The organism is Cohnella sp. GCM10027633 (genome assembly GCF_042675445.1).
Taxonomy (GTDB): Bacteria; Bacillota; Bacilli; order Paenibacillales; family Paenibacillaceae; genus Cohnella.
In genome coordinates, this window is record NZ_JBHTGV010000010.1 from 147,806 (window position 1) to 171,342 (window position 23,537).

Genomic DNA, 23,537 nt, shown 5'->3' on the forward strand with positions numbered 1-23,537 from the left:
TTAACCATTAATTCCGTTTACGATAGCTGTATGCATAGGCGACGCGATAGCCGAGCTTCTCATAGAGCCGACGGGCCGGCGGATTGTCCCGCAGCACCATCAGGCAGCTCTTCTTCGTGCCGCCTTCTCTCGCCCACCCTAGAATCGCTCGAAGCAATTGCTCCCCGCAGCCTTGACCGCGACGGTCCGGACGAGTCGCGATATCGAACAGGCCGACGTATTCTTCGTTCGCCACGCCGAGCCCGCAAGCGACCGCGTCGTTGCCGTCGTACAGCGTGAAGAAGCCCGTCCGCATGAGCGGCCTCTCGAACAGCTTCATCGTCGTGTAGCGGTCGCGCGCGGACAATCCGCCGATCGTGCCAAGCCGTTCGACCCATTCCCGGGTAACCGACGGCTCCATCCGGATCTCGTAACGGGTCGGCTCCGGCACCGCGGACAGGTCGTCCAATTCCATGACGAGCGAAGGCTCGATCGACGCGTACCCCCGCTCCTCCAACAGACGCTCAAGCTCGGGATGGATGAACGGCGTGATTTTGAAAATCGCGGGCTGTCCCGCTTGGGCATATACTTCCTCGCTGATCGAGATTTTGTCGCCTAGCTCTTGGAGGCCGCCCTCGTACAGCGCGCTGATCGAGTTCGAACGCTTCGTGTAGCCGTCCGCGAACCGCAGCAGCCAGCCGTCCAGCAGCACCGTCTGCAGAGACGGCCACGCGTTGATCGAGAACTCCTCTATTCCTTTGCCTTCTCCGGTAGCCATATCGCGATCCCTCCCAATCCGTTCTTGCCCGCGTGCTCCGCGATGAACCTCGCAACCCCGTCGTCGTCGTTGCCGCCGATAACGCCCGTGGCGGCTAGCTTGACCGCTTCGTGCGCGTTCTCCACCGCGTAGCATTCGTCGGCCGCGCCGAACATCGACAGATCGTTGAGGTTGTCCCCGAAGCAGACGAGTTTCTCGAAGCCGAACCGCTCCTTCAGCCTCTCCACGCCTTGGCGCTTCGTCGCCAGATCGCTCGACACCTCGAGCCAATGGTAACCCGGCGCGTAGATGTCCGGGCCGTAATGGCAGACGCAGCCTACCCGCTTAGATAGTTCCCCGTATACGGCTTCCAGCCGCTCCGGCACCTCGATCGCGTTGACGGCGATGAGTTGCTCGTCCAAGCAAGCATCGAAGGCATCGATGCGACGGAACCGATCGGATTCGTGCTTCAGCCTCGCCCCGAAATAATGCTCCTCGCTCGGGTTGAACACTCCGCGGTAGTAGACGCGCGGACTCCCTTGCCGGTCGATCGTGTACACGACGGGATTCAATCCCTCGCCCGCGTATAACGACACGATCTCCCTTCCCAGCCCGTTATCCAAGAAATGCGACTCCAACGGCCTTCCGGTTCCCAATTCCGTCGTGAACACGCCGTTCATGAACACGCCCGGCAACTTCAAGTTCAAGCCTTCCAACAGCGCCCGGGTCGATTCGTAGGATCTGGCTGTCGCGATCGTGAAGTTCAATCCTCGGCCGATCAAAGCGTTCAATAGTTGGACGGACAACGGGTTAATCCGCTGCTCGTCGTTCAGCAGCGTCCCGTCCAAGTCCGACACGTACAGCGTACTCATCGGCCAGCCCCCGCTTCCGCCCAGTTCCTGAGCGCGGCCATGCTCGCCTTCGCGTCCTCGTACCCCTGCATGTATAGGGCGTCCAGCTTCTCGGGCTTGCGCTCCATCCGTCCGACGTCGATCGGCCGGGTAGGGCGGATGACGAACGCGTTGCCGCTTCTCTCCTGCTCCTCGATATAACGCAGCGTACCGTTGTAGATATCGTGCCGCCGCATCATCGTGTCCACGAACGCCGGATACCGGCCGTACGCCTTCCGGACGATCCAAGAGAACCGGTTGCGCGATTTGCGGTAGTCCGCGTTGCGGGTCAGGATGAGAACGTTGCGCTTATAGCCGTCGCTCTCCGCCTGTCGGAGCGGTATCGGATCCGAGATGCCGCCGTCGAGCAGCTCGCGGCCGCCGTACGGCACGATCGGCGCGATGAACGGCAGCGAGCTCGAGGCGCGAAGCACCTGCAGCACGTCACGTCCGATTTCGCTCTTCTTATAGTAGACCGGCTGGCCGGTATGGCAGTCGGTCGTCCCGATGACGAATTCCTCTTTGGAAGCGAAGAACGCGTCGTAGTCGAAGGGCACGTGCACGTTCGGGATTTCGTCGAAAATAAAGTCCATGCCGAACAGCTCTCTTCGCCGCCAAAAATTGCTCCAAGAAATGTAGCGGGGATCGCTCACCCATTCGACGTTGACGGTTCGGTTACGCCCGCGTTGCCGGGACAAGTAGCTGGCCGCCATGCAGGCGCCCGCCGACACGCCGACCGTATACGGAAAATACAAATTCTGCTCCGAGAAATATTCCAGCACGCCCGCGGTATATACGCCGCGCATGCCCCCGCCTTCCAATACGAGCCCGATGGACGATATCGGCATCGGCATCGGCCATTCCTCCCTTGCGATTAACGCGCATATGTAACTATCGACATTGTAAACCTTTCGGTTGGCCGAATCCACTTCGCTTCGCGAGTTGAAAGTTTGCCTTATCTCCTATACTCTCGAATAAGGAGAGTGATGACTCATGTCGCGAATGATCGACCAATATATACGCAACAAAGCGGAGCGCGAGAGGGCAGTCCGGTTCGAGGAGCTGGCCGGGCGCTTCGCGGAGCGCGCCGCCAAGCACGACCGGGAAGGCTCGTTCCCGTTCGATAACTTCGCCGATCTGCGGGACGCCGGCTACATGAAGCTCACGGCGCCGCGGGAGTTCGGAGGAGACGAAATCTCGCTGTACGAGATGGTCGCCGTGCAGGAGCGGATCGCTTACGGAGACGGTTCGACCGGGCTCGCCGCCGGCTGGCATATCGGCCAATTGCTGCATCTCCGGACGTGCGGCAAGTGGCCCGAGGCGCTATTCGCCGAGCTATGCCGCGAAGTCGTCCGGGACGGCGCGATGATTAACACTTTCGCCAGCGAGGCGACGTCGGGCAGTCCGAGCCGCGGCGGCAAGCCCGAGACGACGGCGGTCCGCGCGGACGGCGGTTGGCGGCTGACCGGCCGCAAGACGTTCAGCACGCTATCGCCGATTCTCGACCGGTTCGTCGTGTCGGCTTACGTGCCGGAGGAAGATGGCGTCAGCGAATTTCTCGTGCGGTCGGGGGACGGCGTATCGATCGTCGAGACGTGGGACACGCTCGGCATGCGCGCGACCGGCAGCCACGACGTCGTGCTGAGCGGAGCGTTCGCGGCGGCGGACGCCCGTATCGCGGCTAAGGGAATCGATGACGGCGGCGGCTGGCTGCTTCATATTCCGGCTTGCTATATCGGCATCGCCATCGCGGCACGGGATTATGCGGCGAAGTTCGCGAAGACGTATCGCCCGAATCATTTGCAGGGGCCGATCGGGGAGCTGGCGACGGTTCAGCAATCGCTCGGCAAGATGGAAGCGGACATACGAACGGCCCGCAGCCTGCTGTACTCGGCCGCGGACCGTTGGGATCGCATGGGGGAGGAAGAGCGGCCGAGCCTGAAGGCCGAGTTGGGGCTCGCCAAGTACGTCGCGACGAACAACGCCATCGCGATCGTCGACCAGGCAATGCGCATCGTCGGCGGCGCCAGCCTGGCGAAGAGCTCGCCGCTCGAGCGCTACTACCGCGACGTGCGCGCCGGCTTGCACAATCCGCCGATGGACAATACGGTGTTGCAGATGCTCGCGGGCGAAGCGCTTCGGGAGCAGGGGTAAACAGACAGCGTCCTCGCTGCCCGGATTGATCGGGGCGGCGAGGACGCTGTTTTAACATATACGATTTTTCATATACATGAGAGGCATATACACCAGAACAATCGATTCTATTCGATAATTCATACAGAATTCGCGATGAAAGTCTATTTCCTGAATTTATATTCTATATTTCATACAGATATCGCGAATGACGCCAGTTACAGAAAATTCTATTCGAATAATCAACTACATTTTCTGAATGTTTTCGTTGTGAAGGCTCCTTGATCGGGGCTTATTTGCGTTTGGCCGGCGGGAACAGATCGTCACCCGGGGCAGGCCGCTTCGCCTTGTCTCCCGCGATGAAGTATTCGTGCTTGCCGAATCGCGAGAGGGCCTGGTCATCCGGTAGCCATACCCACGGATCGATCTCGGTCTGGCACCGATGCGCGCGGAACGACGCCAGCTTCTCCCGATGATGCTTCGAGATGTCGACCTTCACGATCGGGTTCGGGTATGCGTAACCGAACCTCGCTTCGGCATCCGCCAATCGGTCTCCGAACGTGATGAAGAACAGCTCCGCGCCGCTGCTCGCTTTCGTCCGCTCGTGCGCGGCGGTCGTGACTTTGCCGATGGCGCAATGGTCGGGATGGCCGCCGAGCACTTCGTGGAACGTCAAGATGACGTCGGGCTTCGTCTCTTCGATAAGCGCGACGACTCTGTCCGTCAGCGCCTCTTGGTCGACGAACTCGACCGTCTTGTCGCGAATGTCGAAGAAGAGAAGCCGATTCACGCCGAGCGCCTCGCAAGCGGCGAGAAGCTCCTGCTCCCGCACCGCCGGCATCGTCTCCCGGTTCACGTACGGGGGATTGCCCATCCGGCGCCCCATCTCGCCTCTCGTCGCGCTGACGAGCGTAATGTCCACGCCTTCGCTCGCGTACTTCGCCAGCGTACCGCCGCAGATGAACGACTCGTCGTCGGGGTGCGCGAATACCGCCAATATTTTTCTAGTCGTCGTTGTACTCATTCCGGGAACGACTCCCTTCCGAGCTCCAAGGCGACATGCATTCGGCCTTGCTCGTCGAATCCGGCTAGCAATAGCCGGCCCTGCGCGTCGATCTCGAAATGGGTTAGCGCCTCCGTGCGCAGCCAACCATGGCCGTCGAATCGAATCGCGACCCGGTACGGGCCCTCTCCCGCGACCGCGGTATCCGAGATCCGGATGCGGAAGTTGCGCACGAACACGAACGACGTCGCTTCGCTATGAATATAGGCGTCCTGCCCGCGATACTCGGCCAGCGCCTTCGCCAGTTCTTCCCTATCAATCTGTTGCATCGCGCGATTCCTCCTCCGCCATAATGGTCTAATCATAAGACATCCCGGGGCGGGAAGACAACAGGGCCGGCCCGTCTCTCGACGGCCGGCCTCATTCGTGCCTATATGCTATTCCCGATTCCTCGCGATAACCTCGATCTCGCCGAACAACCCATAGTCCAGCAAGTCATACGCTTCCGCCGGAGGCGGCCCGAACGCCGGCCCCTTCTTCCAGTTGCTCGGCCATGCCGTCTTGCGCGTGCGGAGCGGATCGTGGAACGGCCCGAGCACGTTGCGGAAGCTCCCACTGAGCCGCACCCGAATGCCATTATCGCCCGCGATGGCGAACCTCGTGAAGTCTAGCTCGTCTCCTTGGCCGGCTCCGAACAGTCCAACGTACGCGCCGTTGACGTGCAGCGAGGCGACCGTTCCTGCCCAGCTCGGTAGCCGGACCGCATAACCGCCCGCCGCGACATCCTCGATGCGCACCCGCGCCTCGAATGTCGCGCCGCCGCCGTAGAACGGCCGGCCTTGCGCCAACCATGAGCCTATGGCGAGCGGCTGTTCGCGCCCGATCGTCCACCGCCCCGCCCGCGCGTTGACGGAGAAAGAACCCTCGAGCCGCACTTCCTCCAGCTCCATGAAGAGGTCGAAAGGTTGCGCGCGCAACGTGACTTCATTGTCCCCGGGAACGGCGAACTTCGCGATATCCGCGCCGACGAGATGGTGGTCGAGCGACGAACGCAGCCCGGCGGACCACTCCGCCTGCTGGCCGTTCACCTCGAGCCGGTAAAGGTCGCCCCGCTCCACCCACAGCACGAGCCGCTCCGGCGCCGCGTCTGCGTCGACCGCGAACCGGAACGTCGCTTCGAACCCGCTTCCCGCGGCAAACCGGTTGCGATCGACCAATCGGCGCTTGAACTGGATGGCGTTGTCCCACGGGTTGTTGTCGAAGCCGTGGGCTTCGTAGATTTTGTGTTGGGCTTGGAGCACGTGAATGCCTTCGTACCGCTTGCCGCCTACGGATACGTCGCAATAATCGATGACGAGCATGTTGTCTTGCTCGGCGGTAGCGACGGTCGGTCCGGTCAGCGGGAGTTGGCGGCGAACAGAATCAGTTATAACAACCGCCGGAACGCTCTCGACCGCCGCTTCCCCGTCTTCGTACACCCGAAGCAGCAACGAGCCCTCCTCCGACAGATCGACGTCCAGCTCTAGCCACTCTCCGTTTACCCGGCACGCCGTCTCCCTCGCCGAGCCCGTCCACGGATCCCACAGCTCGAGGCGAGAACCGCGCACGAGGAGCTTCTCGCGGACCGGGCTCGGCGCGCTGTTGGCGACGAACACCATCGCGCCGCCTTCCGGCAGATCGCGCCGCAAGTAATGGACGCCCCGCGGCACCGCCGCGCCGTCCCGCCAAGCAAGCCGCGAAGGCACGAGCTCGCGCACGCGGCCGATCAGCGTCTCCGCGTCCGCGATGCGCTCCCAGCCCGCATAGTCGGTTAGCGCCGCGCCTGCCAAGCTCTTCTCGCCGTCCACGCGCACGCTCGGCTCGCCCATCGCCAGTACCGTGCCGCCGGCTTGCAGGAACCGCTCCAGCAGCCGCAGCGTAGACGCCTTCATCGTATCCATCCGATCCGGATAGATAACCACGTCGTAGCGGCCTTCGCCGACGACCATAAGGCGCCCTTCGACGTCGCCGTGCCGCTCCATGATGAACTCGTCGCCCAAGTCGTAATTAACCAGGCCGTCGCACAACGCCAGCGCGGTATGCAAGTACCGCCCCATGTCCGGATGCTTCGGCGGATCGTTCGTCCGCAGCTCTCCGCTCTGCGAGGACGGCGTCTCCAAATAGCCGCTCGTGCTCGGATTCAGCAGCAGCACCGCGTTATTCGTCTTCCCTTGCGACAGCGTGGCGGACAGCCGTCCGAAGTAGCCGTTCAGCCGCGCATACTCGTCCCACCACGGCTGGCGCCAATCGAACGACTGCGGATGGTCCCGCTTGCGCGCGCCGACGATCGTGCCGAGCGTCAGGTGCGGCGTCAGGCAGTTGATGCCGTGCGCGAACAGCCAGTCGCCCATCCGCTTGTAGTCGCGGAAGTCCGAGTCCCAGCCGCCCGCGCCGTACGCCTCGCACAGCACCCGCTCCCGTCCGAACTGGTTGGCGGCGCTATGCGCCTCGCGAACGGCGAGCGTCAGCATCTCCGTCCCTTCGAAGCCCGGCTGCCGCAACATGTTCGAACGCAGGATATCGATCGCGGGCCATTGCATGTACTCGTACAGCGACATGACCGACGGCGACGTCCGGCCCCACGGGTATGGCCAGTTGTGCTCCAGGTAATGGCCGGTCCACGCGATGCCGTGCTTGTCGCACCAGGCCGAGATCGGCCGCAGGAAGTTGTTCGTCCACAGCTCGCGCACCGTATCGTAGAAGTCGTAGCGGACTTTGCGCGGATCGCGGTCGAACGAGCCTTCCGTCACGTCGACGAACAGGCATGGGAAGTAATCCTTCACATCGTACCCGTTGCGAGCCTGGAATTCCCCTCCGAACCAATAGCTGAAAGGCAGGAAGTTCGCCCCCGCCATCTGGAACAGGTTCCCCGGAGAGATCTCCGGTTCGTCCGTGAAGATCGCAGGGATTCGATCGCCGAACTTGTCGCCGAACCGCTCCCGGTACGCGTCGTACGTCGTCTTCAGGAACAGCTCCGCCACTTCCGGACGCAGCAGGTCCGTATAGGCGAACCCGCCGAGCCACGAGTTCGTCTCCGGGAACCCGATCTCGTACAGCAGGAACCTGTCCGAATAGGCGCTCCACTCAGCGAACGGCAAGTCGGTCACGTCTCGGACGACCGTCGTCGCGCCGCCAACGCCACCTACGCCCCCGCCATCCCTTGTAATCGCGAAAGCGCGAATCGGATGGCCCGGCCGGTTGAGCGTCCCGGAAGCCGCCGGCAACGACGCCGCAAGCTCCGAGAGCGACAGTTCCTTCATGATCACGGCGTTCGCGAGGCAATCCGGCAGCTCCGCGGGCACGTGCCCGCCGGCGAAGCCGGACGGATACGAGTTCTCGTCGTAGATGTATAGCGGCATGCCGATCCGCTCGGCCTCCTCCAGCGCGAACCGCCATAAGGCGAACCATTCGTCGCCGAGATACTCGGTGACGAGTCCCGGCCGCGGATGAACGAACGCGCCGCCGAAGCCGTGAGACTTCAACTGCTCCAGTTGCTCCCGAATGAGCGCTTCGTTCATGTCGTCGTTCCATACCCAGAACGCGGGCGGCCGGTGAGAAGCCGGCGGCTCGCGGAACGCTTGCTCCAACTCCAATCGCGATCCCATATCGGCCAAGCCCCCTATTCGCCCTTCAGGCAGAGGGCGACCAGTTCGTCCACGTGAGCCGTCGCCAAGCATTCGACCGCATCGCCGGCCCCGTAGTATAGCTTGACCTCGCCGTTCTCCTCGAGTACCATGCCGCCCGGGAAAATCACGTGGTCCCGGAAGCCGCCATCCACTTCGTACGGAGCCTCAGGCGCCAACAGCGGCGTCTCGCACATGCCGATCACCTTATGCGGTTCGTGCAAATCCAGCAGCATGATGCCTGCCGTATACCGTTTCTTCCAGCTGTCTTCCCAGCCGTTCTTGCCCCGCGTCTCGTCGCGGTCGACCGCGTGGAACGTCGTCAGCCAGCCGTGCTTCGTCTTGACGGGCGGCGCGGCCGGGCCGATCTTGTCGTTCGCGAACGGCACTTGCTCGACCGCGAGCACGAGACGGGATTTGCCCCAGTAGACGAGGTCGGGCGATTCGGACAGCCACATGTCGAACCGGTCGACGCCGCCCCGGCTATAGACGGTGAACGGACGCTCCAGACGGACGAAGTTGCCGTTCACCTTCTCCGGCAGCAGCACCATGTTGCGGTTATCCGGCAGCGACAAGCTGAGCACCTCGAAGCTGCGGAAGTCGTCCGTGACGGCGATGCCTCCGCGGATGCCGTGCTTCGTATCTACCGCGAAGCACAGGTAACAGCGCCCGTCGATGACCGTAAGACGCGGGTCGTACACGCGCACGATCTCCTCGTCGCGCAGCTTCAAGCACGGCTCCGGCTCGACATTCCAATGGATGCCGTCGTCGCTAAACGCGAGGCCGAGGTCGGTCGTATGATGCGGTTCGAGCGTATACGCACCCGCGTCGCCGTAATCGTTGCGGAACACCATAACGTAGCGGCCTTGGAACTTGCAGACGCCTGCGTTGAAGACGAGCGCCGGATTGTACGGCACTTGGGAAGGCGTCAGAATCGGATTGGCGGGGTGACGATGAACGACGGGACTGGAAGATAGCGGCCCGACTCGCGATGGAAGTTGACTCATGTACGATCTCTCCTATCCTTTGACTGAACCTGCGGTAACTTGCATGAACGTGCGATTGGCGAGCGCGTAGAGCAGCAGCAGCGGAAGCATCGACAAGCTGGCTCCCGCCATCATGAGATGGGTCTGGGTCGCGGCGGACGAGCCGTAGCGAAGCGCGGCCAGGCCGACCGTCAGCGTCTGCAGCTCCGGAGAGTTCAGCGTGAACACCTGCGGCAGGATGAACTCGTTCCAAGCGCCGCGGAACGCGAACAGTCCGGCGACGCCGAGGCCCGGCAGCAGCAACGGCAGCAATACCGACCGGTACGTGCGCGCGAAGCTGGCGCCGTCGATCATCGCCGCCTCGTCGAGGTCGCGCGGGATCGCCTTCATGAAGCTCAGCAGCATGAAGAAGGCCGCCGCGTGCGCGCTGATGAGAATGAGAATGACGCCCCATAGCGACGTGTGAAGCTTCAAGTCGACCATCAGCTCGAACTGCGGACGAAGCACGACGGCTCCAACGGACACGAACATCGTGGCCGCCTGGATCGCGACGAATATTTTTTTGCCGGGAAAATGCAATCGGTCCACCGCGACCGCCGCCATCGAGGCGACGAGCAGCGTCATGACGGTCGTCGCGACGGAGACGAACGTGCTGTTCCACGTATAGCGGGCGAAGTTCGCTTCCTTCCACGCGTGCGCGTAGTTCTCGAGTTGCCAATCGGAAGGCAGCAGCGTGGCGCCCGCCGTCAGCTCCGCGTTCGTCTTGAACGAGCCGAGCAGCGCGATGACGACGGGGAACAGCACGAGCAGCGCGGTCGCGATCAGCAGCGCCCAGATGACGACTCTAGAGACGGCCCGCCTGACGGAGGCGACGGCGCTTGTCGCCCGCGCGGTCGATGGAACGGTCGCTGTTGTTGGGTAGGACATCGGTCAACCTCCTAGTAAACTTGTTGAAGCCGCTTCGACAGCCGGAAGTAGACGATCGTGATCAGCCCGACGATAATGGCGCTGGCGAAGCCGACCGCGCTGCCGTAGCCGATCTGCTGCTCGACGACCGAGCCGGTCGATACCGGGAACAGCAGCTTGTAGACGTACAGGAACATGACGTCCGTCTTGCCGATCGGCCCTCCCTCGGTGAGAACCATGATGCTCTCGTAGCCTTTGAGAGAGTTGATGATGGCGAGCATGACGATCATCTGCATGACGGGACCGAGCATCGGCACCGTAATGTATCGGAACTGCTGAACGGCGGTCGCGCCGTCCAGCGAGGCGCTTTCGTACATATCTTCCGGGATGCTCTGCAGCCCCGCGAGGAACAGCAGCATATAGTTGCCGAACGCGCCCCAAGCGGCGATCAGGATCATCGTCGGCATCGCGAGATCGACGCCGAGCCAGTCGACGGACTCCGAGACGATGCCCGACTTGAGCAGCATCTGGTTAAGGATGCCGTTATACGAGTTGAAAATGAGGAAGAAGACGACCGCGATGACGGCCGTGCTGATGACGGTCGGCATGAAGTAGATCGCCCGCAGCAGGCCTCGTCCAGGCAACTTGCGATTGAGCACGACGGCGAGCACGAGCGCGAGCGGAATCGTGATCAGCAGCTTGCCGCCGGCGTAGACGAACGTATTCTGCACCGCGTTCCAGAACTGCTCGTCGCGCCACAGCCGCTCGAAGTTGTCCAGTCCGACGTAGCGGGCGACGCCGTATCCTTTGTAATCGAAGAACATATACCGGAACGCCCACAAGATCGGGTAGACGCCCAGCGCAAGGGTGAGAATCAGACTCGGCAGGATGAAGCCGTATCCGTTCGTAAGCCGTTGCATGCGATTCATTCCGGTTCACTCCTTCAGACGGTTGTCATGCTGACATGCTGTCGTGCGATGAGACGGAAGAAGGGACCTTGCCGGTCCCTCCTCTTCCGGTGAAGCTTATTCGCCGAATTGGCCTAGCAGTTGGGCAGGATCGAAGTCCGGCATCGGCTCGGCTTTCACTTCGCCGTTCGCCTTCGCCTTGTCGAGCGCCGCGTTGTACAGGTCGTTCAGCTTCTTGGCGAGCGCGTCGAAGTCACCGCCTTGCATCATGTACTTGAAGAACTCGTCGTTGTGGGTCGCACCCTCGACCGTAACCGCCGGGTAGAGCGGCCAGATGCCGTCGATCTTCGTCGGCAGGAAGCCTTCGATGCCGTTAATCTCCGGAGCCTTCGCGACTTTGGCGATATGCGGTACCATCGAGATGCCGAAGCCGCCTTCGTGGTACCCGGTCAGCACTTCGTCGCTGTACATGTACTGCATGAACTTCCACGCCGCGTCCTTATTCTTCGATTGCGCGCTCATGACGAGCCATTGGCCGCCGAGGAAGCCGGAAGCGCCCTTGACCGTGCCGTCGATCGTCGGAGCCGGCGCCGCCGCCCATTCCATCTTCGCAGGGAACTGGTTCTTGTACACGCCCGGCTCGGACGAGAAGCTCAGGTACATGCCGATCTTGCCTTCCGCGAATTGGGCGCGAAGCGGATCAATGTCGAGCGATTCGACGCCCGGCAGCATGCTGCCGTCGTCTTTCATCTGCTTGAACGCGTCCATGATCGGCTTGAAGCCGGAGAAGTCGTAGCGTCCCGTCTTGAAGTCGTAGCCGAAGCCGCCGATGCCGCTCACTTCCGCGATGACGCGGGCGGAACGGCCGAGCGCGCTGCCCGGGCTCTTGAAGTTAAGCGCGAAGCCGTACGCACCGTCTGCCTTGCCGACGGCCGTGATCGCCTTGGCCGCGTCGACCATCTCTTGGATCGTCTTCGGCGGTTCCGCGATGCCCGCCTTGGCGAACAGGTCTTTGTTGTATACGAGGCGCATCGTCGAGCCGTAGTTCGGCAGGCTGTACATTTTGCCGTCGAAGGTGTTGAACTGGTCCAACTGCGGGAACTTGCCCTTCAGGTCGTCGGTCAAGTACGCGTCGAGCGGCTCGATATAGTTTTTCTTATAGTAAGTCTGGATCGTGTTCTCCTTAGCGCGGAAAATATCCGGAGCCTGGTTGCTCACGAACGAGATGTCGATCGCCTGGTCGTATTCTTCCGTCTTCACGACGAGCTCGACCTCGATGTTGTCTTGGTTCGTCTGGTTGAACTTCTCGATGACGCCCTTGATGTAATCCGCGTCGTGGCGGTCGCCGGTCATGTACGTCAGCTTCGTCTTCTCGCCGCTCGGCTGGGATGCCGGCGCGCTTGCCGAAGGAGCGGCCGACGAGCTTGCGGGACTGGATGCCCCTGCTTCTCCGTTGTTGCCGTTGTTGTTGCCGCACGCCGCGAGCGGCAGCGTAAGCGCGAGTCCGAGCGCGAGTCCGATTACTTTGCGATTGCGATTCATTGTCGTCTTCCTCCCCTTGTCTGGTCCGTCAGGATTCGCTTGCAAGTTCAGTATATAAGGCATCGCGCCGCTACATAATGTGGCGATCCCGACGACTAGGGCAGAAATCCGAATCGATTGCGGCATCCGTTCATCCGAACCGGTAGTGGTCCTTGAATTCGCTCGGCGTCATGCCCGTGTGCTTCTTGAACACGTCGCTGAAGTATCGCCGGTGCTCGTAGCCGAGCTGCTGTGCGATGTTCTGGACGGGCACGTCCAGGGCGAGCAACTTCTTCGCTTGCTCGATTCGCTCCTGCGTCACGAACTGAACGACGGTCATGCCGGTCTCCTTCTTGAACAAGTTCGCGAAGTAGCCTCCGCTTAGGTTAACGACCTTCGCGCAGCGGTCGACGGTCAGCTCCTCGCCGAGATGGCCCCGGATGTAGGCGATCGCCTTCCCGATCTGCTTCCCGGATTCGTTGCGCCGCTCCTCCAGCACGAGCCGGCACCCTTCGGACGCCGCCTCCCGGATAAGCGACCGCAGCTCGTGCAACGGCAAGTCGGACCGCGTGCGGATCGGCAACAGCCGCTCTTCGACCGGCGAGAGCAGCCCGGAAGGAACGATCTCGAGCAGCGTCCGGTAGACGACCGACGCCCATAGCTGGAACAAGCCGCTCACCTGCCCCGGATCGGGCAGCGGCCGCTGTTCCTTCAGCTCGCCGATCAGGCCGTCGAGCGTGTCTAACACCATCGCGGCGTTGCCCGATTGAAGCGCAAACACGAGCTTCTCCTCCGTCTTGAACGAATAGGCTGGTCGCGCGATTTCCTTGCGCTCGATCGCCTCGTAGTGGAATACGGCGTTGCCGCCGGTGTAGAAGTGGTAGGACAGCGCCGCGCATGCTTGGCGATACCGGTCCGGCAAATCCCCGATTGTCTCCGTCGCCCCGCCTACGCCGATCGACACCGTAAACTTCGTGAACCGCTCGATGTTGGCGCAGCAGGCTTCCGCGATCGACAGCGCCTCCTCCGCGGAGCCGGCGCTCAGCAGCAACACGAACCGGCTCCGGGACTCCCGGAACAGCGTCCCCCGCGCGCGTCCGCCGATCGTCTCCTCGAGCACGTTCTGCAGCGAGAAGCGGACGAGCTCGATGACGTGCGCCGATTGGCCGGCGTACTTGCGCTCGTAGTCGTCGATCTCGGCGACCGCGACCGCGACGCCTTCCGGTTCGAATCCGAGCTCGAGGAACCGCCATAGCTCGCTCGCCTTCGCGGGCGACGATTGCGATTGCACGAGCATGTTCAGATGCTCCTGCCGCAGCGCCGGCATGCTCTCCTTGACTTGCCGGTTCAGCCGGTCGACCGATGCCCGCTGCCGTTCCTCCTCCATCCACGCTTCTTTCGCCTTCAGGACGGCGCCCTCGATCTCCCGAACGGTGAACGGCTTCTTGACGAAGTCGAGCGCGCCGAGCCGCACTGCCTGCCTCGCGTATTCGAAGTCGGTATACCCGCTAAGTATGATGACTTTGCAGTCGGGTAAGACCTGCATAATGCGCTCCGTCATCCGCAAGCCGTCCAGCTTCGGCATCCGAATATCCGTCAGCACGATGTTCGGCCGCAGACTCTCGACGAGCGCGAAGCCTTGTTCGCCGTCCCCCGCTCGGCCGACGACCTCGATGCCGTGGCTCTCCCAATCGATCTTCGTCGCGATCATCTCCACGACGCTGCGGATGTCGTCGATGACGACCATGGTGGCTGTCGCAGTCATGCCCATACGCCTCCCTCTCGCGGTATCGTAACGGTAACCGTCGTCCCTCGTCCCGGCGTGCTCTCCACGAGCAGGCCGGCTTGCTTGTCCTCGTACAGCGCTAGCCGCTCGGCGATGTTCCGGAGCGCGTAGCCGCCGCTGCGCTTGGGCTCCTGCTCCGAGCTCTCTTGCGCCTTCGCCGCCGGATCGAAGCCGTCTCCATTATCCGCGACGATGAGATAGAGGAAGCGCTCGTCCGCCGTCGCCTCGACGCGGATGAATCCGCCTTCGGTGCGCTCGCGGAAGCCGTGCAGAATGCTATTCTCCACGAGCGGTTGAAGCACGAGCTTCAGCACCGGATGCTGCAGCGGTACGTTCGGAGCGGCCTCGATCTCGTATTCGAACAACTCTTCGTAACAGCCCTGCTGGATCGTCAAATATTGCCGAACGTGTTCGAGCTCCGCCTCCAGCGTCGTCATGTCCTCCCCGTTGTTCAATCCGAGCCGGAACATGTCGGACAGCGCGATGATCATCCGGTTCACTTGCTCGTTCTCCCCGAGCACCGACTTGCAATAGACGGTGTGCAGCGCGTTATAGAAGAAGTGCGGATCGATATGGGCGGTGAGCGCCTTCATCTCCGCCTTGCGCTTCGATTGCTCGGCTTCCCGCATGTCGCCGATCAGCTTCTCGATCCGGTCGAGCATCCGGTTGAACGCGACTCCGGCCATCCCGACTTCGTCGTCGGAGTGGCTTCGGTAACGCGTTCCCAGGTCGTCCTCCGTCTCGACGCGCGTCATGAGCTTCGCCAGCTTGGCGAGCGGTCTCGTGAGCAACCGGGCGAGCACGTTGGAGAACACGAGCGCCACGACGCCGAACACGCTCACGATCGTGATCGCCGCCCACTTGATGGCGGTCGCTTGCGACAACAGCGCGCCTTCGGACTGCATCCGGTAGACGACCCAATCCGGCACGAGCTGCGATCGGTAATAATTGACCAAGTAAGTCGCGCCGTCGACGTCGTATTCGAACGCGCCGCTCTCGCTTTTGCCGGACGGATCGGTTCGGGCAAGCGCGTCCTGCACGTCTGCGTAATGGATGCCGCCGGGCACGGAAGCGTTCATGACCGGTTGCCCTGACGAATTCAGCATGAAGATCGGGCCGGAGTCTCGGGACAGGTTCGATTCGAGCAGCGAGACGAGATCCTTCTCCTTGATGTTCACCATGATGTAGACGTCGTTCAGCGGGTAGTTCATGACGCCTTCCATGACGAGCGACAGCACCCGGTCCTTGCCCGTGAAGAACGGGTCCTGGTGCGCCTCCAGCCATATCGCTCGTCGATTCTGCTTCATTTCCTTATAGATCGGCGTATCGTAGAACGAATAGCCAGGCACTCGCACGTTGTTCGTCGGATAGAAATCGCCGATTCTCGTCGACAGCAGCAAGCTGCGGATGATCGGCTCGTTGAACAGCAGCTGGGAGAATACCGGTTGCAGATTCGACAGATGCAAGTAATATTGGCTCGCGTCCCGCGCGTTCGCGTCGTCCATCGCGTCGTGGAACGAATCGCTCATCATGAGCGACATCATCGACACCGCGATTTTCTGCAGCTTCTCGTCGAGGATCTGCGCGGATTTGTTGACCGATTCCTGGCTCATCTGCAGCGCGTTCTTCTTCAGCGTGTCCGCGGCGATCCGATAGGATGCCCAGCCCGTCGCCAGAATCGAGATCGAGATGAGCAACAGGAACGACAGCCAGATTCTCGTGCCGAAGGAGCGCTTATACAGTGCGTGTCTCAACTCGTCGTCCTCCCGTCTATGCCTGATTCCAGTGTATAGGAACGCTCCTCGCGTTGGATACGGGGGGCGGGCAATCGATGCGGATTTTGTCCCTCGATATTCGTTTTACCGCACCTAGGATCGCAAAAAAAAGACCGGGACAGTCGCCTTATCGGCGACCTCCCGGCCCTTGCTGCTCGAAGGTTATTGACCTTGCGGAGCGTCTTTCCAAGCTTCGTATCCGTTCGTATACAGGTCGTATGCGTGCGGTACCGAAGCTTCCATAATATCCGCGTAGTGTTCGTTGCCGCCCGCCACGTCTTTCCAACGCTGCGCGACGGATACTTCCCACGGTTGGCGATTCAGCATTTTGTTGAAGATGCGGATCGCTTCCAGACGGGTTTGCGCTTGGTTCGGGCTGAAGGTATCTTCCGTGAAGTCGAACAGGAGACCTTCTTGCTTAGCCGCGCCGATCGCTTTGTCCGCCCAGTGTCCCGCGGTGTCGGAATATCCGCTTGCGCCTGCGGTCTTCCACTTGTTCAAGTTGAGCAAGATCTGCGCGAATTCCGCGCGAGTCACTTTGCGGCTAGGCTCGAACTTGTCGTTGCCGGTTCCGATCATCCAACCGTTGCGGGTCGCTACCGCGATGGCTTCGGAAGCCCAATGCTTCGCGTTCACGTCGGCATAGGACGCCGTAGCGGTCTTGCCTGCCGCGTACAACCGTTGGAGAATCGCCGCGACTTCCGCGCGGGTAATGCCGTACTCCGGATGGAAGTTGCCGTCCGGATATCCCAACATGTACGGGCTGTGCTCGCCGGATGAAACGACCTTCGCCTGCAGCGGGAAGCTGAACTGCACGATGGTCTGACCGACGTGGATCACGCCGTTGCGAATGTAGCTGTCCGGTCCGAATTTCTCTTCGCGGGTATCGTTGCGGCTGTCGAAGATGACGTATCCGTCTTTCTCGGACGTGAAGTAGTAATCTCCGTCCGCGAATACCATCCACCCGTACTCGCCCGTTTCCGTGCTGATTTGCGGATTATGGTTTTTGTTCGGCGGGAACTTCGGCAGCTCAGGGAGCTCGACCAGCGTTCCCGGTACTTTGCCTTTGGAGCGGTTCAGCTCCGTGTCCGCCCAGTACAGCTTCATCGTTGCGTCCTTCAACGGTTGCCCCGTCAACGTATCCACGATGGTTCCGTACGGGTCGACCAATTCGACTTCCATGCTGGCGACTCCGCTGCCGTCTACCTTAAGCTTGCCTACCGGTCCCGCGAGCTTCTCTCCGTTCGGAGCGAAGACGTTCAAGGACACGGTGTATTCGCCCGTCGGCAGCTTCGGTAGCTTGAAGGAGCCGTCCGCGTTCATTTCGATTGCCGGCAGATCCAGCACCTTGCCGTCGGCCGATAAGATTTTGCCGGATACCTTGAGGTCTTCTCCGACGATCTTGGTGATCTTATCCTGAACGACCTCTTCGCCGTTCGACTTGTGCGTTACGGTAACCTTCGTGTCCATGGTCTCAACCGGCGGAGCCGAAGGAGCCCTCGGTTTGACTTCTACCACGTTGGACAAGCCGGCGCGCGCGCCCGAATCGACGTTCAAGCGGAAGTAGTAGGTCGTGCCGTTCGTCAAGTTGTCAACCGTCGCGCTCGTGGACGTCGCGTCCAGCGCTGCCGTCGTCGTGGCAGGCGTGAACGTAGTACCGTCCGTCGATACTTCGACGACGATATCTTCGTCGTCGGCGCCCGTCAGCGCCGGGAAGTTCAAGGTAACTTTGCTGTTGCCCGCGGTTGCGGTTAGATCGGATACAGGTTTGGACGGGGTTGCTTGAACCTCATCCGAAGTTCCTGCGGACGTTCCACCTACGACTTTTAATTGGAAATAGTATGTTGTTCCATTCGTCAAGCCGGTTACCGTTGCGCTCGTGGAAGTTGCATCCAGCGTCTCAGTCGTTGTAGCAGGTACGAACGTGATGCCGTCCGTCGAGACTTCAACAACAACGCTGCTAGCCCCCGTCTTAGCCGGGAAGTTCAATGTCACTTTCTCGTCCCCGGCCTCTGCCGACAAAGCGACAGCGGGTACGAACACCGTAAAGGTCTTCTCGCTGACGAGTGCATCTTGCGTAATGGTCGCTTTCAGCGTCACATAAGTGCCGCCTTGCGAGTTGAACGGCCTAGTCACCGTACCGTCTGGCTTGATTATGGTCGGTTGATCGGAGGACCATACGGTCGTTACGTTATCGCTATTTTTCAAGATAACATTGTTCTTAACCGAGTTCTTGGTGTCGCCGGGTGTATACTCGATTTCCGTAATCGCTTCTGCCGCTTCGATGGCATCGATGGCAGGCTTCTTGCTGATGATATCATCTGCGATTTTGGTAGCAATTTGATTAATAATATCGTCCTCGGATTGGCTCGAATTGACGAGAATACCGCCTGGGTTCAATCCGCCGAGGAATGGAATGGTATTGGGATTATAAACGGCATTATACACCGAGTCCGTTACCCCGAAATAGTACGCGGAATTATCATTGAGCGATTCCGTCAAATCCTCTTGGTTCGTTCCGCCGTCCAAGTAATCGTCTTGGTCATCGTTGAAGTCTACCACATAGCGATAAGGAGACGTAGATTCCCAGATGATTTCTTCCGCAGCTTCGCCGATCTCCTTGCTGGAAGTCGAGTACAGCTTCATGTTGTCGTACGTGAAGATCGAGATGATCTGGCAACCATGGTTTATATGACTGACAATCGGTCCGAATTCTTCTCCGGTAATAGGTGTTACAGGTGCATTAGTTACATCTTTTTTTAGATCCAAATTTTCAATAATATGGGCCCCATTGTCCCACATGTTTAATTCCTCATAAGTTGCGATGATTTTAATCGCATGTTGTTGGGCATTATCGCTTTTGGTAAAAGATTTTAATAACTTTACGCCTGGAATCAGGTCCAATGAAGCATAATTTGTTTCATTATGGAACATGTTTGCGTCCACGTTATCGATCCTAAAAACCCTGATACCGTTAGACACGTACAAAATCGCATTACCGCTCAATTTTCCCGTAGCATCGATCTTGGAGTTGAAGAGGAATCCTCCGCCCTCCATACTATGATAATCGACTTTGGACTCGTCCATATCGAATGTAATGATCTTCTTGCCGGTCGGGTTGCCGCTCGTCAGCATGAAATCGTTATAGCCGGGCTTAGTGTAGCCGTAAAACGCGACCGTTTTTCCTTCGTTCAGCAGTTGAACGTGGCTTTCGTCGGCCGTCACTACCTCCGGCGTGAAACCAAAGCCATACCAGCTATCGTTACCTTGATGCACGTAAGTCGCATCCGTAACGCTAGCCTTGTTGGCACTTGCGTCCATGATCGACGCATATTTCGGATTAATGCCCGCGGCAGTCAGCTTCGTCTTGATCGCTGCGGTCAGCTTCGCTTCGAAATTGCTGGAGTTGTAAGTACTCGCTCCGGGATTGTAGTACACCTCGGCAACAGGCGCGAGCGCGGATACCAGCTGCGCTTGCGTGGTCAGCAGCAAGAATGCCACGAACAAGATCAGCCAATTTTTCTTCTTCATCTGTTACGATCACCGTCCTGGAATGTAATTGAATCTACTCGGACGATTAGATTATCTAGAACTTAATACCTAGATTAATCTCCATAAAATAGTAATATCGCCCCAGCATACTCAAGCTCCAATATAAGCGAAAAGAACCAGAATCAGAAGTGACTTTTCGTCATGATTTTACAATCCACCCCGTTTAAGCGGAGGATGTTCAACGGATTGCGACAATATTCTGATCGCTTCCCGGCGGTTTTTAGCCGGAATTTTGGCGAAAATTTGCGTTAAATGGTTTTTGACCGTGCCCTCCGACAGGAACAGGGTTTCCGCAATCTCCTGATTGCTTATCCGCTGTACCAACAGATCGATGATCTGCTTCTCTCTGACCGTGAATCGATCGGCCATCTCGGACGGAAGTTGATTGCTGCCGGGAGTGCCGCTCAGTTGGCGCAACAAATACTGCGACAGCAGGGCTGCCACATTATCGGGGTATACGTGCTGTCCCTTGAGAATGTCCCGAATTGTCTGCGCCAGGTTGGAGAAGTTCCGATTCTTCACCAAATACCCGTTCGCGCCATGGGCGAGATATCGGACGATCGTATCCTCGTCTTCGAACGTCGACATAACCAACACGGGCATGCCCGGACGGATTCTTCGGATGGACTGAATGAACGAGACGCCCTTCTGCTCCGGCATCACATGATCCAGCAAGATCAGATGAACCGGGTGCCGCTGCCACATGTATTCGACGGCTTTGAGTGCATGGTCCACGACGGCGACGACTTCCATATCCTGCTCGGCTTGAATCGACTCGAGAGTCTCGGACGCGCACGACTCTCTATCTCTCACGATTAAGATTTGCGTCTTCACGTTTTCGACCTCTTCGGTGTAAGTTTATTCTTTTAAGAGAGTAACATCTCTCGTTGGACATTCTCTGAACAGAGCAGAGGTCCGAAGCGGTGTTTTCTTTTTTTTTGCGGTGCAGCCTAAATTCCGACAACGTTTTTGAGATACATTTCGTATCATTGAGGAAAAGGAGCTTCCGCGCACAGTTATGCTCCATATTCGGGAAGTGATACGATGGAACATTATTTTGCATGGCCTTACCGCATCGCAGTGACCGACCCTGGAGCTACGATCCGGCTCGCCACGCAGCTTCGAGACTATATGAAGCGACTTCCGCCGGGCAATCGGATCGCGATCGTCTGCGTCGGCACCGACCGATCGACAGGCGACTCTCTAGGTCCGCTCGTCGGCTCTTCGCTTCGCAAATTCCGCAGTCCCGACTTCGACGTGTACGGCACGCTCGAAGAGCCGGTGCACGCGATGAACCTCGACGTTACGTTGGACCGGCTGTACGCTTCGACCGAGCGACCGTTCGTCATCGCCATCGACGCTTGCCTCGGCATGAGCGGCAGCGTCGGCTCGGTCATCGTCGCCGAAGGGCCGCTGCGTCCAGGCTCCGGCGTGGGCAAGAAGCTGACGCCGGTCGGGGACATCCACCTGTCCGGCGTCGTCAACCTCGGCGGCTTCATGGAGCTCGTCCTGCTCCAGAGCACGCGACTCTATCTTGTGACGCGAATGGCCGACCTCATCTCGCGCAGCCTGCATCTGGCGCTCACGATGTTCCCAAGGCAGGAGGCTAAAGCGGTGCTGCCCGAGGCGTCTGCGACGTAGTATGCGTGGGGACGTTAGCAATCTCTGAGTTGCGACGGAGTTAGTGGAGCGTGGGGACGTTATTGCGAGCAATCTCTGAGCTGAGACCGAGTTAGTGGAGCGCGGGGCCGTTATTGCGAGCAATCTCTAAGCTGCGACCGAGTTAGTGGAGCGTGGGGACGTTATTGCGAGCAATCCCTAAGCTACGACCGAGTTAGCGGAGCGAGGGGCCGTTATTGCGAGCAATCTCTGAGCTGAGACCGAGTTAGTGGAGCGCGGGGCCGTTATTGCGAGCAATCTCTAAGCTGCGACCGAGTTAGTGGAGCGTGAGGACGTTATTGCGAGCAATCCCTAAGCTACGACCGAGTTAGCGGAGCGAGGGGCCGTTATTGCACCCGCAACAGGCCGCCGAACCAAGACCAATAACACACGCACGAAGGGCTGTCCCTCCGGTCGTCAATCGACCCTGGGACAGCCCTTGCATAATCGCCCTATGAATCAGTTTGCGGCAGCGGACACTTCTTTGTGCGACGCGCGCCCCAGCAAATTCAAGAACTCGCGCATGAAGCCGGGCAGATCGGGCCACGCATGGCCGCTGACAAGCTTGCCGTCCACCTGCAGCGTCCCGTCCGCGTAGCGCGCGCCGAGCGATTCGACGTCCAGCTTGCACGCGTTGTACGCGCTGACCGTCTTGCCGGCAAAGTAGGAGCGGTTCGGCAGCGCCAGGAATACTTGCGCCCCATGGCAGATGACGCCGACGGGCTTATCCGCGTCGAGAAAATGCTGGACGATGCGAGGCAAGTCCGGATCGTTGCGAATGAATTCCGGCGCTCTGCCGCCCGGGATGATCAGAGCGTCATAGTCGCCCGGCGCGACGTCCGCGAACGCGATGTCCGCTGCCAGTTGGTGTGCTGGCTTCTCCGTATACGTATCCCATCCGTCGACGAAGTCGTGGCACACCGTATAGAGCGTCTTCAGCCTCGGCGCGGCGATGACCGCCTCGTAGCCCTCTTCCTTCACACGGAACAGCGGATAATAGACCTCCAGTACCTCCGCTCCGTCTCCCGTAACAATCAGCACCCGCTTGGACATCGAACACGCTCCTAACTGTAAATTCTTGTAACACGCTTATCATTATGAGAGGTCGTTCCAAGCGCGGTCAATGCGGCGCAGGGACGGGAGTTTGCCGTCGAATCCGGCGATTCGCTTAGGTCCATGTTCACTCGCCCGCAGACTAGCTCGGATTCACGCTATGTGAACCGAATGTCTCTTCCGTCCCGTACGAAGCAGGAGCAACACCGCGCACAGGAACAGCACCGCCGCGCAGGCGAGCGCCGTATTCGACACCGTCGCCTCGAGCTCCCGTTGGCTGACATAGACGGCCGCGAGCGCCCAGACGACGGCGAGCAGAAGCGGCGCGTCGGCATACCTTCTGCCGATCTGCAAGCCCGCCAACGCCGCCGCGATTAGCAGAACGATCGACCAAGACGTCTCGTACAAACCGAATCTATCCCATTCCGCGGCCCGGAGCACGATATCCAAGTTCACGGTCGCCGCGACGCACAACCAACCGAGGTAGACGCTGAACGGCAGCACGACCCACCATCGTTCCCCCGTCGTCAGCGCCCCGTTGTCCCGCGACTTCGCGATCGCGTACGTCGTCCCGACGGCCAACAGCAGCGCAAGCATGATCGCGAGGCTGACGTACAACTCTTCGTAATGCCAAGCGACGAGCCAACTGCCGTTCAACAGGCAGCTCAAGAAGAAGCAGCTTCCGATCGCTTGCACGGCGTTGCTTCGTTTGCCCGCGTCCGTGAACGAATAGACGACGAAGCCGATCGAGAGCGCATAGATCAACGACCAGATCGAGAACGCGTAATCCGCCGGAGCGACCATCGACGGATGCTTCTCCGACAGCTCCTCCGTCGTCGCGCCCCCGAGCCTGCCCATGACCGCGAGCCCGTTCACCCCTAGCGCGAACGCGAGCCCGAGTACGTTCAACCATCGATTCAGACGATTCATGTCCATCCTCCTCCAACGATGCGATTTACGTTCTATT

General features: G+C 59.9%; 18 protein-coding genes. 2 read left to right on the forward strand and 16 right to left on the reverse strand.

Going from position 1 to position 23,537, the window contains the following annotated elements; translation table 11 throughout:
* Positions 1 to 7: 7 nt before the first annotated feature.
* Genes ACFQZG_RS20300 through ACFQZG_RS20310 form a run of 3 tightly spaced genes read right to left on the reverse strand, consistent with a single transcriptional unit; the run spans position 8 to position 2,474 of the window.
* Positions 8 to 757 (reverse strand): GNAT family N-acetyltransferase, encoded by a 750-nt coding sequence (locus ACFQZG_RS20300; RefSeq protein ID WP_378155814.1) that lies wholly within the window; start codon positions 755 to 757, stop codon positions 8 to 10.
* Entirely contained in the window at positions 730 to 1,608 is an 879-nt protein-coding gene (locus ACFQZG_RS20305) for an HAD hydrolase family protein (protein ID WP_378155816.1), read from the reverse strand. The genes ACFQZG_RS20300 and ACFQZG_RS20305 overlap by 28 nt, the downstream gene beginning before the upstream one ends.
* Complete coding sequence (locus ACFQZG_RS20310; RefSeq protein WP_378155899.1) at positions 1,605 to 2,474, reverse strand: patatin-like phospholipase family protein; 870 nt, start codon at positions 2,472 to 2,474, stop codon at positions 1,605 to 1,607. The genes ACFQZG_RS20305 and ACFQZG_RS20310 overlap by 4 nt, the downstream gene beginning before the upstream one ends.
* 145 nt (positions 2,475 to 2,619) lie before the next feature.
* Between ACFQZG_RS20310 and ACFQZG_RS20315 the strand changes: the two genes are divergently transcribed.
* Complete coding sequence (locus ACFQZG_RS20315) at positions 2,620 to 3,780, forward strand: acyl-CoA dehydrogenase family protein (RefSeq protein ID WP_378155818.1); 1,161 nt, start codon at positions 2,620 to 2,622, stop codon at positions 3,778 to 3,780.
* A gap of 271 nt (positions 3,781 to 4,051) precedes the next feature.
* Here ACFQZG_RS20315 and ACFQZG_RS20320 read toward each other — a convergent pair whose 3' ends face one another.
* The 11 genes from ACFQZG_RS20320 to ACFQZG_RS20370 all read right to left on the reverse strand — a co-directional run bounded on the left by ACFQZG_RS20320 (position 4,052) and on the right by ACFQZG_RS20370 (position 20,692).
* A complete protein-coding gene (locus ACFQZG_RS20320; RefSeq protein ID WP_378155820.1) occupies positions 4,052 to 4,783 on the reverse strand; it encodes a PIG-L family deacetylase in 732 nt (243 codons plus the stop codon).
* Entirely contained in the window at positions 4,780 to 5,091 is a 312-nt protein-coding gene (locus tag ACFQZG_RS20325; protein ID WP_378155822.1) for a DUF1806 family protein, read from the reverse strand. The genes ACFQZG_RS20320 and ACFQZG_RS20325 overlap by 4 nt, the downstream gene beginning before the upstream one ends.
* 108 nt (positions 5,092 to 5,199) lie before the next feature.
* Complete coding sequence (locus ACFQZG_RS20330; protein WP_378155824.1) at positions 5,200 to 8,406, reverse strand: glycosyl hydrolase; 3,207 nt, start codon at positions 8,404 to 8,406, stop codon at positions 5,200 to 5,202.
* Positions 8,407 to 8,420: 14 nt separating this feature from the next.
* Positions 8,421 to 9,431, reverse strand: coding sequence for a glycoside hydrolase family 130 protein (locus ACFQZG_RS20335; RefSeq protein WP_378155826.1), 1,011 nt, complete (start codon positions 9,429 to 9,431; stop codon positions 8,421 to 8,423).
* A 12-nt stretch (positions 9,432 to 9,443) separates the two neighbouring features.
* Positions 9,444 to 10,337 (reverse strand): carbohydrate ABC transporter permease, encoded by an 894-nt coding sequence (locus tag ACFQZG_RS20340; protein ID WP_378155828.1) that lies wholly within the window; start codon positions 10,335 to 10,337, stop codon positions 9,444 to 9,446.
* Positions 10,338 to 10,348: 11 nt separating this feature from the next.
* The gene (locus tag ACFQZG_RS20345) at positions 10,349 to 11,245 is read right to left on the reverse strand and encodes a carbohydrate ABC transporter permease (protein ID WP_378155830.1); all 897 of its coding nucleotides are present in this window, start codon (positions 11,243 to 11,245) and stop codon (positions 10,349 to 10,351) included.
* Between the two features lie 96 nt (positions 11,246 to 11,341).
* Positions 11,342 to 12,766 carry an ABC transporter substrate-binding protein gene (locus tag ACFQZG_RS20350; RefSeq protein ID WP_378155832.1) on the reverse strand — a complete coding sequence of 475 codons (1,425 nt, stop codon included), beginning with the start codon at positions 12,764 to 12,766 and terminating at the stop codon, positions 11,342 to 11,344.
* Positions 12,767 to 12,896: 130 nt separating this feature from the next.
* Positions 12,897 to 14,510: a response regulator gene (locus ACFQZG_RS20355; RefSeq protein ID WP_378155834.1), complete on the reverse strand. Its 1,614-nt coding sequence runs from the start codon at positions 14,508 to 14,510 to the stop codon at positions 12,897 to 12,899.
* Positions 14,507 to 16,285 (reverse strand): cache domain-containing sensor histidine kinase, encoded by a 1,779-nt coding sequence (locus tag ACFQZG_RS20360; RefSeq protein WP_378155836.1) that lies wholly within the window; start codon positions 16,283 to 16,285, stop codon positions 14,507 to 14,509. Before ACFQZG_RS20360 ends, ACFQZG_RS20355 begins: the two co-directional genes overlap by 4 nt.
* A gap of 183 nt (positions 16,286 to 16,468) precedes the next feature.
* The gene (locus tag ACFQZG_RS20365) at positions 16,469 to 19,837 is read right to left on the reverse strand and encodes an S-layer homology domain-containing protein (protein ID WP_378155838.1); all 3,369 of its coding nucleotides are present in this window, start codon (positions 19,835 to 19,837) and stop codon (positions 16,469 to 16,471) included.
* Positions 19,838 to 20,005: 168 nt separating this feature from the next.
* Entirely contained in the window at positions 20,006 to 20,692 is a 687-nt protein-coding gene (locus ACFQZG_RS20370; RefSeq protein ID WP_378155840.1) for a response regulator, read from the reverse strand.
* Positions 20,693 to 20,902: 210 nt separating this feature from the next.
* On the opposite strand from ACFQZG_RS20370, the gene yyaC reads away from it, so the two are divergent.
* The gene (gene yyaC, locus ACFQZG_RS20375; RefSeq protein WP_378155842.1) at positions 20,903 to 21,499 is read left to right on the forward strand and encodes a spore protease YyaC; all 597 of its coding nucleotides are present in this window, start codon (positions 20,903 to 20,905) and stop codon (positions 21,497 to 21,499) included.
* Between the two features lie 477 nt (positions 21,500 to 21,976).
* On the opposite strand, the gene ACFQZG_RS20380 is transcribed toward yyaC, so the two are convergent.
* Positions 21,977 to 22,570 (reverse strand): DJ-1/PfpI family protein, encoded by a 594-nt coding sequence (locus ACFQZG_RS20380; protein ID WP_378155844.1) that lies wholly within the window; start codon positions 22,568 to 22,570, stop codon positions 21,977 to 21,979.
* 153 nt (positions 22,571 to 22,723) lie between these two features.
* On the reverse strand, positions 22,724 to 23,500 hold the full coding sequence (locus ACFQZG_RS20385; protein WP_378155846.1) for a tryptophan-rich sensory protein: 777 nt from the start codon (positions 23,498 to 23,500) through the stop codon (positions 22,724 to 22,726).
* Positions 23,501 to 23,537 lie beyond the last annotated feature (37 nt).

Coding starts and splice junctions, on each gene's coding strand:
- ACFQZG_RS20365 (WP_378155838.1), bottom strand. CDS start 19,837: ATGAAGAAGAAAAATTGGCTGATCTTGTTCGTGGCATTCTTGCTGCTG.
- ACFQZG_RS20380 (WP_378155844.1), bottom strand. CDS start 22,570: ATGTCCAAGCGGGTGCTGATTGTTACGGGAGACGGAGCGGAGGTACTG.
- ACFQZG_RS20345 (WP_378155830.1), bottom strand. CDS start 11,245: ATGAATCGCATGCAACGGCTTACGAACGGATACGGCTTCATCCTGCCG.
- ACFQZG_RS20310 (WP_378155899.1), bottom strand. CDS start 2,474: ATGCCGATATCGTCCATCGGGCTCGTATTGGAAGGCGGGGGCATGCGC.
- ACFQZG_RS20355 (WP_378155834.1), bottom strand. CDS start 14,510: ATGACTGCGACAGCCACCATGGTCGTCATCGACGACATCCGCAGCGTC.
- ACFQZG_RS20300 (WP_378155814.1), bottom strand. CDS start 757: ATGGCTACCGGAGAAGGCAAAGGAATAGAGGAGTTCTCGATCAACGCG.
- ACFQZG_RS20340 (WP_378155828.1), bottom strand. CDS start 10,337: ATGTCCTACCCAACAACAGCGACCGTTCCATCGACCGCGCGGGCGACA.
- ACFQZG_RS20330 (WP_378155824.1), bottom strand. CDS start 8,406: ATGGGATCGCGATTGGAGTTGGAGCAAGCGTTCCGCGAGCCGCCGGCT.
- ACFQZG_RS20385 (WP_378155846.1), bottom strand. CDS start 23,500: ATGAATCGTCTGAATCGATGGTTGAACGTACTCGGGCTCGCGTTCGCG.
- ACFQZG_RS20305 (WP_378155816.1), bottom strand. CDS start 1,608: ATGAGTACGCTGTACGTGTCGGACTTGGACGGGACGCTGCTGAACGAC.
- ACFQZG_RS20315 (WP_378155818.1), top strand. CDS start 2,620: ATGTCGCGAATGATCGACCAATATATACGCAACAAAGCGGAGCGCGAG.
- ACFQZG_RS20335 (WP_378155826.1), bottom strand. CDS start 9,431: ATGAGTCAACTTCCATCGCGAGTCGGGCCGCTATCTTCCAGTCCCGTC.
- ACFQZG_RS20320 (WP_378155820.1), bottom strand. CDS start 4,783: ATGAGTACAACGACGACTAGAAAAATATTGGCGGTATTCGCGCACCCC.
- ACFQZG_RS20325 (WP_378155822.1), bottom strand. CDS start 5,091: ATGCAACAGATTGATAGGGAAGAACTGGCGAAGGCGCTGGCCGAGTAT.
- yyaC (WP_378155842.1), top strand. CDS start 20,903: ATGGAACATTATTTTGCATGGCCTTACCGCATCGCAGTGACCGACCCT.
- ACFQZG_RS20350 (WP_378155832.1), bottom strand. CDS start 12,766: ATGAATCGCAATCGCAAAGTAATCGGACTCGCGCTCGGACTCGCGCTT.